Origin of the sequence: Donghicola eburneus (genome assembly GCF_900115865.1) — a bacterium.
In the GTDB taxonomy this organism is placed as follows: Bacteria; Pseudomonadota; Alphaproteobacteria; order Rhodobacterales; family Rhodobacteraceae; genus Donghicola; species Donghicola eburneus.
Genome location: NZ_FOXY01000014.1, coordinates 59,678 through 72,966, shown reverse-complemented (window position 1 = coordinate 72,966; position 13,289 = coordinate 59,678). Strand labels below are relative to the sequence as shown.

Sequence of the window (13,289 nt, the reverse complement as noted above, 5' to 3'; positions counted from 1 at the left end):
GCGCCGCCGGTCAGGATGTCGTCGCCATCTCCGCCGTCCAGAGTGTCGTTATCCGCGCCCCCATCCAGCGTATCGTTGCCACCGCCACCGGACAGAGTATCTTGGCCCGCTGCCCCGATCAGTTCGTTGTCCAGCAGGTTACCGGTGATCGCGTTCGCGCCAGAGTTACCACGCACGTTTTCGAAGTTCGAGATATCAGTGTCGAAGCCGATATTGGTTGCAGTGCCGTCGTCGTTCAGCGTGATCCCGATATCGAAGCCGTCAACCGCCGCGCCATCCAGTGCGATGGTGTCGTTGCCATCGCCGCCGTCCAGAACTTCCATCCCGTCGGCGGGAAAGTAGTAACCGACCTCGGCGACATCATCGCCGCCTTCGAGATAAACTTCGTCAGTGCCGCTGTTGGTGGCACCCGCGAGCCAAGTGTCATTGCCCTCGCCGCCATAAACCGTATCTCGCCCCAAGCCGCCGGAGATTGTATCGTCATCCGCGCCGCCATAAATCAGGTCGTTGCCAGAGCCGCCGTCGATGCTGTCATTGCCTTCATCGCCATAGAGGACGTCGTTCCCATCAGCCCCAAGGACAGTATCGTCTCCTGATCCACCGTAAACGGTGTCATCGCCGCTGCCCGCGTTGATGCTGTCATTACCAGCATAGCCATAGATCGTGTCGTCGCCGGATTGGTATCCGATCCCTAGAAAACCTCCGGGATCATAATTCGTGATCTCATCACCATCGGCGTCGGTGTAGCCGACCTCCATGGTATCATCGCCACTGGTCCCATCCACACCTGCCGTGCTAGGGGCCAGGTCGTAGGTCGCTGTGTCATCCAAGGTGATCGTGGTCGCGACCCCCGCAAGCGCTGGAAATCCATCAGGTGCGTAGAGGTACACTTCGCCCGAGGCCGAGGTAAAAACGGCCGCCTCGGTTGAACCCAGCAAGACGCCAAGCACACCACCGACCAAACTATGAGCGTTGAAGCTCGCGACGCCTTCGTAGTCGACAAATTGAGGGACGCCGTCGATGCTCAGGGTGCCTGCTTCACCAGAGGTCAAAACACCGTCGTCTTCGGTCAGCGAAACGGAGCCGGAAACCGAGGAAAAGGACGGAAGAACCGTAAGCGATAACAACTGCGCCAGCGTGCCATCGTAGGTGTACAGATTACCTGTAACATCCAATGTTGAAGCCATCTAAACAGTCCTCATGTACCGGCCGCGTTCAAAGTTGAAACTTCGGCTGTCAAAAATGCGGGACTTCTTTTGCGGATCGTTTGGTGGCACCGATACTTCAAGAGGTGTGCGGCTCTGCTCATGATCCCGAATTCAACGAGGCCGCACGGGATTGCTGCAGCGCCGCATTCAACGAAGTCCCAATTAATTTTGGTAAAAGTGAACTCATGACTTGGCGGTGGCCTGCGGTGGGGAACCAGTGCAACGCGCCGTACAAACGAAAGGGCAAACAATGTTGTCCTACGTGGCGCTCGGTCGGAACGGGAACCGAGCAATACTTTTGCTTTCGAGCCGATCACGTGCGGACCCTTGACGGTCTTTCCGTCGGCCTTGAGGCGGCAAACGAGCCGAAAAACACGCTTAGACCTCTGTTTCAACGCGGCATTTCAGAGAACCGACTGAAGCATTCGGACTTCTTTTGGTCGCAAGGCCTCATTCGCAGCCCGTGAAAGAACTGCGCTGCCTTCAGGAGTTCAGCGCCTGACAGGCATGAAAACCCACACTCTGCGCACAATTCGTCGATCGGATGACAGCCGTCACACCGTGCTACAATTCAGGTCAAAAGAAGGTTTTAGGTCAGGTCATCCCCGCGTGGGGCCGATGCCCTGCACCCGATCAGGATGTGTCATCGTTCAATGGCCGCTCTCCATTGTCTCTGTTTGTTTCGCTCTATGGCCCCGTGACTACTGCGCTGCAGCACGTCAGGAAAACGCTCACTCAACAAACAAAAACAAGATAGGACCTATCCTTATGGGTTATCTCTACTATCAAAAACGTCAGTTCGCAAACTCTTTGCTGCACCGCAAAGAGCAATATCGAAGTTGCAGGTATTAACCTTTAGGTGTGGGAACTTCTAAACTGCAATTACACAATCTCGTTCTGCGCATGCCCTGCGTTTTGCGACCCGAAATCGAATTCTGCTTTCAGAATACAACTGTTTTGGCTATCGAAAGGACGGGACCTCGACCGATCGCGTCACACACGGCGCGTTTGGGACCAGAATTACGCGCGAAATCGGGCTCTTAGCGCAGCAATGTGAGTCGAACCGATTCCACAGCAGCCCCCGATCAGGGTCGCCCCAGCCGCCACCCAGCGCTCCGCCCATTCCAGATAGGCGGCGGGGTCCAAATCTTCGCGGATGGTTGAAATCGTCTCGTTGGCCCCGCCCTCTCTGGGCTTGGGCACAAATCCGTTGGCATAGACGCCCAAGGGCATCGGACGTCCCATGTCAGCCAGCACGTCGCGCGCCGTGACGACCGCGCGCTCCATCACCTCTGGCAAAGAGCAGTTGAAGAGCAACGCCTCGGCCCCAAGTTCTACCGCCAGCCGAGCTGCATCCTGAACCGTTTCACCGGACCGCAACTGCGCCGGAGCATCCACCGTGTCATCGCGCAGACTGCATGCCAGCCAGAGCGGTTTGCCAGTCCCCGATGCGGCTGCCGCGGTCTCGCGCATTTCGGACAGGCTGCTCATGGTCTCGGCCAGCCAAAAATCCGCATAGGGGGTCAGAGCCTCTACCAGAACGCGCAGGATCTCTTTGGCTGCGTCACTATCGAAGTCATCAGGCAAGTACGACCCACATGCAGGCGGCAAGCATCCCGCCACACGCGCAGTCTGCCCTTTGGCCATCGCCTCATCCGCAGCCTCTCGGGCGAGTTTTCCCGACAGCGCGGTCAGTTCCGCGCCGCGCACCTCAAACCGCTCTTGGCCGATGTGGAATGGAACCACCGCGTAATTCGCCGTGGTCGCGATCTCTGCCCCGGCCTCGAAGAAGGCCTGATGCGCTTGCTTGATCGCCTGAGGATGATCGATAAGCGCGCCCGCCGACCACTCTGGCTGCTTCAGCTCCGCGCCAAAGCGGGTCATCTCGCGGCTCAGGCCGCCGTCCAGCAGGATGATCCGGGTCATGTGCATTCCCATCCAGCGCGCCATCACGGGCGCAAAGCGTCACTTTGTCAAAGTTCTATAGACCGCTGGCTCTGGTGCAATGGGTTTCAACCGCATGGCCGGTTCAGGCGACAAAGCCAAGAGATGCGAAATCGCATCGCAACACTTCCGGAATTCATTACTCCTTACACTTTATAGTTGATATCTTAAGCACATTGCTCAAAAGCATGGCAGTCACACCGACAGGAGTTGTTATGAGCGGGACTGTTATCTGGAACGGGTACGAGACATCTCTCGACACCGTGGCACTGTATATCGAGATCAAGGTCGATTACCGCGAGGCCCCTTTCCCAGAAACGCTGAGTGACTGGGGGCTCGGACCGGAATTTGTTCAGGCCGACAAACATATGTACTCGATGCTGACCATCGGGGGCCGCCGCCCCAATTTGATCGAAGACGGCACCGGCATCGAAATCAACGCTCAACAGTACGGCACGATTTACGACGCATACGAGAGCGACCGTTGGGACACTGGCGACCCGTCAGGCCAAGGCGACTGGCGCGGAGAGGACTACTTCAAGAACTCTGTCGGGGTGATCAGTACGATGCCGACCGACGGCTATCAGGACTGGGTCGATGGCGGGGAACTGACCCCATACCACTACGACGAACGTCCAGATACCTTTTACATCATTGAAACAATCTCTGGCAGCCAGCTGCAAACAGTACTGAACCGAGCAACCAGCGTGACTCAAACAGGGCTCCTGCCCGACGCAGGCTTGATCGAAGTCAGCAATTATCTGACCTCTCAGTCAGCGAATCAGGACCGTTTTGATCAGCTGGCCGATCCGGCAAATCCAAGCGCGTGGTCTTTCGAATATCTCGACGAAGCCAGTCTCGTCGGCATCGACATCCTCAAGTACCAAACTGAATATGATCCGGCAGACTTGTCGTCCCCCATGACCCAAGGTGCTTTGTCCTATCTTGGCAGTGCGCTCGCCGCAAAGGGGAAGGATCTTCTGCCAGAGCACTTCGCGACCGTGGAAGAGGCCGAAGCGTTTGTAGCGGATCTGCAGGACACGTTTATCGATGGTGCTCTTGATTTGATCGAACAAACCCGAGGCGGGACCTCTTTCTCCAAATGGGTGAAAGCGAACGAAGCCCACGTCTCGGATCTGGAGCAATCCCTCTTGGACAAGAGCGATCTGGGGAAAGTCCTAAGTGAACTTGCCGTAAATGTTCGCGATCAGTCAGGTGGCACAACCGCGACGATCTACAATACCGCAGACGGTTGGGGCATCGATTATCCCTATGATACAGAGGCAACGCGTTTCATCGGCAGCCAAGGGTCTACTTGGGTCACAGCTTATGACAGTGTGCTCTACGCATTCACCGGACGCGGATCTGATACTCTTTTTGGCGGCGCAGAAGCAGACTGGCTGGCCGCTGGCAAAGGTCGCGATATGATCTCGGCTGGCTCGGGCAACGACCAGATTCATGGTGGGTCCGGCGTTGATGATCTTTCCGGTGATGCTGGCAAAGACCGCATCTGGGGCGGAAACGGGGACGACTGGATTTACGGTGGATCTCAACGGGACCGTCTGTTTGGCGGAACCGGCGACGATTACCTCCTTGGGGGAAGCGGGAACGACTTTATCAAGGGCGGCGCCGGTGATGACTGGATAGAGGGCGACAAGGGAAACGACACGCTGACAGGCAATGCTGGCAGCGACACCTTTATCTTCACCAACTTCAAAGGCTCCTACTACATCCCCTCTGGCCAAGACACCGTGACAGACTTTGACGCTGACGAGGGCGATAGCTTGGTTCTCTATCTCGAAGGGTATGCATCTGTCGCAGAGGTCAAAGCTGTTGCACACCAAGACGGCGATGATCTGGTGATCGACTTCGGAGGTCGCCAAGTCTTGACCCTGAACGACACCACTTGGCGCGATGTCAAAAATTCCATCGATATCATGGATGTCATCGACACTCTCGACACCATATAAGCGCGTCAACGCCCGCAACCTCTCGGCTGCGGGCGTTTGTATTGTGTTTAGAACGTCTTGGTCACACCCAGATAGAAGGCGCGGCCAGGTTCGTTGTAGGTCTGTGCCCCACTGCCGGACCGCAGAACCTGCGTGTCAAAGGCGTTGGTGACACCGGCCTTCAGGTCGATACCATTGTCGAAGCGGTAGTTCATCCCAACGTTGACCAAGGTGTAAGGATCGCGGTCATCGTCGGAATCGTCGTTATCGTAGCCGGTCACACCGCTTTCTTTGGGCGCGTCGGTCGGGCCGTAGTGCGTCAGCGATGGGGTCAGGGTGAACCGGTCGTTCACGTACCAATCCAGCGCGGCATTCACCGTGTATTTCGGCACCAAGGACAGAGGCACCTCGATCGTGCGCGCGCCGTATGCGGTCCCGTCCGAAGTGGTTCCGCTGTCGATCTCTAGCTTTTGCTTCGAGGTCAGCATGTAAGTGCCGTTCACGGTCAGGTTAAAATCATCGGCAAAGGCCCATGCAAAGCTGCCTTCCAGACCCGACACTTCGGACTCGGGAATGTTGTCCCACTGAAAGATGCGCGAGTCCGAATAAATGTCATAGCGCGCGTTATAAGCCGACAGGGTCGCGATCTGGTCCACGCCCGACTGGATCTTGTTACGGTAGTCGTTGTGAAAATAGGTCAGCGTCGCATTGATGCCCTGAGAGCCTTGGTATTGGATGCCGATCTCTTTGTTGATCGAGGTTTCCGGCTCCAGATCGTCGTTCGACATCACATAGCAAGGACCGTCCCCGTAGTAGGGATAGGGGCAGCCGTTGCCAGAGCTGACGTAGACGTAGTTTTCGGCGATTTGGTAAACAGTCGGCGCCTTGTAGGCCTTGGCCACGCCGCCTTTGATCGTCCAAGCGGAGTTCAACGCATAAGAGGCGTTCAGCCCGCCCGACCATGTCCCGCCAAAGGTATCGGCGTGATCAAATCGCAGCGACGGTGTCAGCGTGAGGCTGTCGTTCCAAATGATGTTGTCCTCGACATACAGACCCACGGTCATCTGCGAGGTCAGCGGATCGCCGTCCGAGGTGTCGATGCTGCCATCTTCGGCCACGAGCGAGGAGAAAGAGTTGTAGCCGCTCAGGTCCAGCTCTTCGTGACGCACCTCGACGCCCATGGTCAGTTCGGCAGCGCGGCCCCCGATGCTGTGCCCGACATAAGCCTCGGACTTGCCGGAAATAGCGGTCAGAACCGCTTCGTCATAGCTGTCGCTGCTGTTGATCGAGCCCTCATAGCGGCCTGCGGGGCCTTCGCTCAGGCGGCGGTTGTCGGTCCGTTCGAACTGGACAAAGCTGTTTGTGTCGCCCCAGCCGTAGCTGCCGATATGGGTTAGCGAGACGGTGCGGCGCTCCATCGAGTTGGTTTCGGTGCCATCATCGACCAGCGACTCCGGGTCTACGTTCAGGAACTGCCCATTCCCCAGCTGGCTGTCGCCCGCATAGATGTTGCCCTGACGCGAATAGCCAAGCTCAAGGTTAAACTGGTTCGCCGCGCTTGGCGCCCAATCCAGACGCAGGGCGTAATCGCGGTTTACCACGCCTTCGGTGCCTGCTTGGGCCGCTGTGCAGGATTCGGTGCCGTCCGCCTCGGTGGTACACTCGATTTCGGACTCGTTGATGTCATAGGAGTCCGCGTCGGTCTTGTTGTAGTTGGCCGAGAAACGCAGCGCGACCTCGTCATTCAGGCGCTTGGCCCAGAGCAGGTTGTAGCGCTGGGTCATACCCTCGTCATCGCTTTGGGGGCTGTCAAAGCTGGTGCCGACTTGCAGGAAGTCTTCGTCCGGTGCCTTGGTCACGATGTTGATCACACCGCCCGCCGCACCCGAGCCATACCGCGCAGCCGCAGGACCACGGATGACTTCGATGCTGTCGATCATCTCTGGCGGGACCCAGTTGGTATCCCCGCGGCTGTCGCGCTCGGACGAACGGCCCTGCTTGACTGACATGCGGGACAGAACCGGCTTGCCATCAATCAGGATCAAGACGTTTTCCGGCCCCATGCCGCGAATGTCCACTTGGCGCTGGTTGCCGCGCTGCCCTGTCGAGGACGTGCCGCTCAGGTTTACACCCGGCATCTTGCGGATAATCTCGGCAACGTCGTTCACCACGGGCAAGCGCTCAATATCGCCCTCGGTCACAGTGGAAGTCCCAAGCGCCTGTTTGATCTGTTCTTCGGCGGTCAGAACCACCGTCCCCAGATCAAACACTTCGTCATTCAGTCCGTCCTGCGCCAGGGCCGCCTGCCCCATCGCAAAGGAACAGAGCAATAGGGCCGACCCGGATGCCAGCCGCATGCGTGCAGTACTCATGCACAATCCTCTCGTATCATCAAACTTGGTAGGGGAGCGCGCCGTGACCGACGAAAAAGACCCGAGCGGAATGCCGTGGACCGAACGGCGACTGTCAGACCCAGAGGGTAGATTTTGTCACTCTTCATATACGTCGTCCGCAAACGGCTAGGTCGCCCGCGCGCGCAGGCAACAGTTTGCCCGAAGCGGGCATTCGTCCTTTGTCCGGAGGGGACCTCGACCAAAGGGGCTCAGGGTGTGGGGATGTTTCTGCCTGTGCGCCCCAGCAGGATGGGCGTGGGTGGAAACATGGCATGGGAGGAATCATGACTCACAGAGTCACCTATGCTCACCGGCTAAGGCGGCAATACCCAACAAATAGAGTCAAGTACAACCCGAAAAATGCGTGTTTCTACAAACGCATGATTTGCGTTTTATGAGTTAGGTCGGGACAATCAGTAAAACCCGACCTCGCGGACTTCGACCAAAGCCTCGTGATCCTTGCCAAAGGCGACGATCCCGACGGACTTGATCGTGTCCACACTCGGGCTGCCCCGCATCAACCGGCCAGAGGCTTCGAACGCCTCAAATGGCAGTTGAACCTCGGTCCAGTCCGCGCTCGTCTCGAATGGGGCTTGGTAGTACTGCCACGGCAGCCGCGTGCTGCGGGACCTAAGATGCACGTAGTAAGTCTCGCCATTGCCGCGCACCACGAGCCGGACGCCTGTCTTCTCTTTGGCCAGTGGCTCGGACAACTTTTGCCGCACCTGAATGAAGCCGCCATTGTTCGCGGTGCTCACCGTACCGGTCAGGCGTAGATAGGTTTTGCCCTCGGTAATGACCTCTGCCTGCCCTTCGGACACACCGCCCATCACTGTGTCGGCCAAAAACGTCCAATCCGCATCAGGCGCGATCTTCAAAGAGCGTAGGTCGCTCGCTGCTGCGGACGCTCCAATTGATGCTGCCATGACCACCCCCATCAGGATTTGCTTCATCGTCCATCCCTTAATTCAGTATCGCGATCGAGAGATTGAGCACACTCGCAAAGCCGACCCAACCGGCATAGGGCACAAAAAGCGCGGCGCTCAGGCGATCTGTCGGGGCAAGACGCACCAAAAGGGCGACGATTGACACCAACAGCGGAGCAATCACAGCAAAGGCCAACCAAGGCATGTTCAGATAGAAAAATGCGGGCGTCCACAGGAAGTTCAGCGCAAGTTGCGTCCACCACAGCCCACGCAAGTGCCGCAAATCGCCCCGCTGGTGAATGCGCCAGCCCACAATCGCGATAAAGAGATAGATCACCGTCCAAACCGGCCCAAAGACCCAGCTTGGTGGGTTGAACGGCGGCTTGTTCAGCGCCGCATACCATTCGCCCGGTGTAAACGTAAGCCCGATCAGGAAACCGCCCCCCATGATCAACAACAGAAATTTGGCCAGTGTCAGAAGGCTCTGGCGATCCAATGGGATTCCGGTGGGTTTGTGGGTCAGCGACTGGCTCATGGAAAAATCTCGTTGAGTGAAGCACCATAACGCGGCGCGGGTGGTCGATTGACGAACACCTCATGCACCGCAAATGTTCCCATTTTACGGACCATCCTAAGCCGTAGATCACGCCTGCCCCATCGAGTCACAGGGTCTCAACCAGATGTCTCCTGTCATGGGGCCAAGCTAGCCCGCACCGGACCCCCACACCCCGAAGCATGTTTTTAGGCGCAATTTTAGTCGGATACTCAGGACGCGGGACCGCCCGAGCGCGGATCCGTTTCAGGAACATAACCTTTGCGAGCCTTCAAAGACCGCCATTCCTCAAAGGCCAACGCCGCTTCGGCCGGATCATCGAATGTGTGCAAACGGCTTTGCCCGCTGGTCCCAATACGCCCCCAGTTCCGAACAAGCGTGGTCTCTCCGAACAGATTTGGCTCAAGCGAAAGCGCGTAGAACCGCCTCATATTCCGCGCGAGATCGCAACGTGTCAGTCTCACTCTGGGAAAGGGTTGATGTGTCATAACCAAAGTATGACGGACGGGGACTCTGCACGTCCAATTCAATTTATGAATCAACGCACCTCGTCCGATTCAGAACTTTGATGGATGGGATGGGATGGGCAAGTCGAGATCGCTGCTGCGTCAGGCGTCGTGGAATACGCAGCACCACCAATCAGCACTTACAGGAGCAAAAATAATTTCCAGCCCCGTGGTTTCCCAATTCACGGAGACCAAAGGGCTGGCAGAGTTCTACATACAATACGTCAGGTCATAAAAATAAATCGAATAACTGACACGCGTGGGGCCAAACTCCAAAGCCCCGGTAATTTAATTTGTTCCGCTCGAAGAAGAGGTGCCCGAGGTAGAAGAGGTTGAATCTCCGCCCTGCCCGCCGCCTGCCGCACTTAGCGCCGTTCCCAAGCCAACAGCCGCAACACCTGTTGTCGCCGCGCCAGCAACCCCGAGACCACCGCCAATCAGCCCCAAACCGTTCAATGCGTTGGTCAGGTTGGCCGCATTGGTCAGCACACCGTTCACAGTCGCCAAAGTCGCCTGCCCGCCCGCAGCCGACGCTGTCGCCGCGCCTTGTTGCGCCACAGCCGCCTGACCGGCAACATCCTGCCCCCAAACCAGGGTCGGGATCGCCAAAGGAACGAGATATACGAGGAACTTCTTCATCTTATTCAATTCAACCAAGTTTCACTTCAGACTGATGCGGCTTTAGTTTGTCCCCGCAGAAGACGTGTTAGAGGTCGACGAAGCCGCATCGGTGTCGCCTACGTTGATCGCACCGCCAACGGCTGAGTCCGCAAGCCCCGCTTGGGCCAAAGATCCGACATTCAACCCTCCGCCAGAGAGACCTGCATTGGAAAGCGCGGCCTGAAGGGAAACACCCCCCGATTGGCCGCCTCCGGACGTACCGTCTCCGATGAGAAAAGGCACAGAAGAGCCACTGGCGTCTTGGGCGGATATAAATGTCGGAAACATCATTAGCGACAGACAAACAATTAATTTCATTTTGGGTCACCCTAATAATTAGAGAGGAAAGAGTAAATATATTTCAGAAATTAATATCAGCCCTACAATATCGCGAAACCAATGCGCAATAGAATCATTTGCATTTTGCAAAACTATTACTTCGATATTTTTGTGAGATTAAATCACAGCTAACTGCAATTAAAGAAATTGACCAATTATAAAATAAACTCACGAATTGGGTTCAAATCAATATCGCGACGCTGACTCCATTTCTTAGGCACAACATGTCGCGGGACTTCGGCTTGAATTTAGGTGCCATCCGCATCTGTTTACCGGAGCCATTTCAGAGCGTTCCAAATTGAGAGGGCACCCATTTTTACGGAAGCAGTCATTTAGCGCTGTAGCCATAAGATAACGGCCCACTGATTGACCGTTTTAGAACTACCCGTGGAACTAGACTCATGACCCAACTACGTTCGTTCGTGTGACTAACAAATACCCAGCGATGAATATTTGTGCCCCGCCGAACGGGTCCTGCACCTTCGTCTAGTCTCGGAAAGACGAATACCCCGGCCATTCGCCCTTTGACCGGATATTAAACTTCACCTGCAACAACCAAAATCAGTGCCAACAACAGAAATGTTGGATTTCGACTCATGCTAACCGCTTCGGCGTTGTGACCTCCTGTGCCTTTGGCACGGGCCGGATCATTACGTCCCGAGGCATTGATACTGGATGGAATGCAATGCGACGGATAATTATGGCAGCAGTCCTGTCCTGCCTCGCAACGGCAACCTTTGCTGCAAAACCCCCACAGGTCAAAGTCGTGCGTAATGACGTCGGAGGTGTTGTGCAAAACTATGCCCCTCGGATCGTCGACTACATTCGCGCAGGCACGAAGGTAAAAATCACCGGCGACTGCAAGTCCGCCTGCACTATGTACCTCGCGCTGGACCAGAACCTGTGCTTCGACAACCCGAATGTCACGCTCCACTTCCACGCGGTCAGCGCGATCTTCCCCCCGACCACCAAAGCGTCGGACCGGATGACCAAAGGAATGGTCCTGTTCTACCCGCCAGAAATTCAGAATTGGTTTTGGCAACAAGTGGGCCTGCGGAACTACTACGGCGCAAAACCTCTAACAGCTGCGCAGATCATCCGTGCAACTGGCAACCGCTACAGCTACTGTTCTTAAAACCCGGCACCGGGGGCGCTCAGCCCCCTGCCCTACCAATGGCCTAAGATGTAGATCGACGCGGGTCCTTGCTCTAGCCCCAATTCCTTAGGTCAGCGATCAGATTTCTTGGGCAGCGGCAAGCTTAGTCCAAAAGTCGAAGCATGTCGGCATTTGCCTTCCTGCTAGAGCCAACCTTTATACAGAGCAGCCAAGTCAGGCTTTGTTTTCAAACCGTCTGTCTCCTGTCTTTGGCGGAGTTAGAATGATCCCATATCCACGCATGTTCTTTCTCGCTAAATCCTAAAACGTTGAGCGACCACCGATCACTGCGTCGCTCCATCTTCCAAATCTCCCATGATGTTCAAGACGACGGTCCAATCTTGTCACCGATGAGCGACTTCGAGAAATTGCCTGCGCGTTCCTCACATATGTTCATATTGCGGCGCGATGGTGTCGGCCGAGGTACAAAGCAATAGCGAGCGTCGATGAAGCGAGCATCCGAGCTACTCTAGCGCTCTTCCAGACCTGTGTTTGTGCCGACAGCTAGAACGCTTTGCAGTCATTCGCCGATGTATAACTTCGCAAGGCTGATGCGTTCGTTTCAAGCTGCTTCTTGCTCTATTGCGCCATTTGCGTTGCAGCCGACACGTTCGCCTCAAAGGTCTCGATGTGCTCATACTCTTCGGCACACGCAGGTGGACACAAGCAGCAAACACAGCGGCGACGACATCATTAGCCTATTCGTCAATTGAAAAATTTTCGCGAGCGCCATGCGGGTAACTCTCAGACTCTCGGTTGGCTTCACAACATGGTCACAGCTCAGCCTACAGGATGGATAGTACATTGTGTTCCGGCGTGAGGTGCAATCACGCCACTGCTCCCCACTATTTGCGGACTGTTTTTTTTCAGACTGACATATCTGGTTCGTCCGAGGCGCTACTCGAAAACGCGTTCCGCCAAAGATTGTCAGCTGACAATTTGACCAGACAACTACGATCCATATCGTTTCCGTTTCCCTTAGAAGCATCCTCAGCAGGCCGTCATATGCCTGTAGGTTCGAAGCAAGACCCGACGCAGAATGCCCCCGACTGAAGCGCTAGCCGATCCAGAGAGAGCAGTCGAAGGCGTAGGAACTTGCGTGGCATGGCGCTGATTTCAGAGACGCGCGCTAGGACCTGAGTTGGCTTCACCCATCAAAGAACCCGTTCCGTAGATATCAAGGTGAATTCAGGAATGGTTCTGGGAACATCCGACGTGGTCGAGCCGACCTTTTCAGTGTTTCGGCGCTATCTAAAACAAGGGTTACGTTCCGCACCAGATCTGTCATATCGCAGTTCTGATCCTTCGGAAATGATGCCTCTGTGAAGACATTTTCGTAGTTGGAAGTACTTGTGCCGAGAACTGCAGGGACATGCTAAAAACTGCGCGACGCATCAAGGGAACGAGTTCAGAGTGATCATGCTTGACATAAAAAAATTCGGCGAAGAGTTCTCGTCTCACCAGCTGAATTCCGAAATAGTCTAAGCGTCTCTGAGGAACGACCTTCAGATTGTCAGCTGACAATCTACTGCTCAGGAATGATGGGACTGCGCAATTTTCACATAAGAGGTGGTCAAACCATCAAGGCACCCCATCGTCGTCGAAACGCTGCAGTCAGATCCTTGCCATCGCTGGAATAGCCAAAAATCCGTGTC

10 protein-coding genes are annotated in these 13,289 nt (G+C 55.8%); 2 read left to right on the top strand and 8 right to left on the bottom strand.

Annotated features, from left to right (window positions below):
* On the bottom strand, positions 1-1,187 hold a 1,187-nt coding region (locus tag BM225_RS18620), incomplete at its 3' end, for a calcium-binding protein (RefSeq protein WP_092465178.1).
* 1,041 nt (positions 1,188-2,228) lie between these two features.
* A complete protein-coding gene (locus BM225_RS18615; protein ID WP_092465182.1) occupies positions 2,229-3,134 on the bottom strand; it encodes a homocysteine S-methyltransferase family protein in 906 nt (301 codons plus the stop codon).
* Between the two features lie 233 nt (positions 3,135-3,367).
* On the opposite strand from BM225_RS18615, the gene BM225_RS18610 reads away from it, so the two are divergent.
* Complete coding sequence (locus tag BM225_RS18610; protein ID WP_177218660.1) at positions 3,368-5,122, top strand: calcium-binding protein; 1,755 nt, start codon at positions 3,368-3,370, stop codon at positions 5,120-5,122.
* A 47-nt stretch (positions 5,123-5,169) separates the two neighbouring features.
* On the opposite strand, the gene BM225_RS18605 is transcribed toward BM225_RS18610, so the two are convergent.
* From BM225_RS18605 to BM225_RS21675, 6 genes are all read right to left on the bottom strand, one after another.
* Positions 5,170-7,473, bottom strand: a complete 2,304-nt coding sequence (locus BM225_RS18605; protein ID WP_092465176.1) for a FepA family TonB-dependent siderophore receptor — start codon at positions 7,471-7,473, stop codon at positions 5,170-5,172.
* Positions 7,474-7,907: 434 nt separating this feature from the next.
* Positions 7,908-8,447: a CIA30 family protein gene (locus tag BM225_RS18600; RefSeq protein ID WP_092465175.1), complete on the bottom strand. Its 540-nt coding sequence runs from the start codon at positions 8,445-8,447 to the stop codon at positions 7,908-7,910.
* 10 nt (positions 8,448-8,457) lie between these two features.
* Positions 8,458-8,955, bottom strand: coding sequence for a TspO/MBR family protein (locus BM225_RS18595; protein WP_092465174.1), 498 nt, complete (start codon positions 8,953-8,955; stop codon positions 8,458-8,460).
* Between the two features lie 230 nt (positions 8,956-9,185).
* On the bottom strand, positions 9,186-9,461 hold the full coding sequence (locus BM225_RS18590) for a WGR domain-containing protein (protein WP_092465173.1): 276 nt from the start codon (positions 9,459-9,461) through the stop codon (positions 9,186-9,188).
* 306 nt (positions 9,462-9,767) lie between these two features.
* Positions 9,768-10,136, bottom strand: a complete 369-nt coding sequence (locus BM225_RS18585) for a hypothetical protein (RefSeq protein WP_143095420.1) — start codon at positions 10,134-10,136, stop codon at positions 9,768-9,770.
* 24 nt (positions 10,137-10,160) lie between these two features.
* Entirely contained in the window at positions 10,161-10,457 is a 297-nt protein-coding gene (locus BM225_RS21675) for a hypothetical protein (protein WP_143095419.1), read from the bottom strand.
* A 706-nt stretch (positions 10,458-11,163) separates the two neighbouring features.
* On the opposite strand from BM225_RS21675, the gene BM225_RS18580 reads away from it, so the two are divergent.
* On the top strand, positions 11,164-11,613 hold the full coding sequence (locus BM225_RS18580; RefSeq protein WP_143095418.1) for a hypothetical protein: 450 nt from the start codon (positions 11,164-11,166) through the stop codon (positions 11,611-11,613).
* Positions 11,614-13,289: the final 1,676 nt, after the last annotated feature.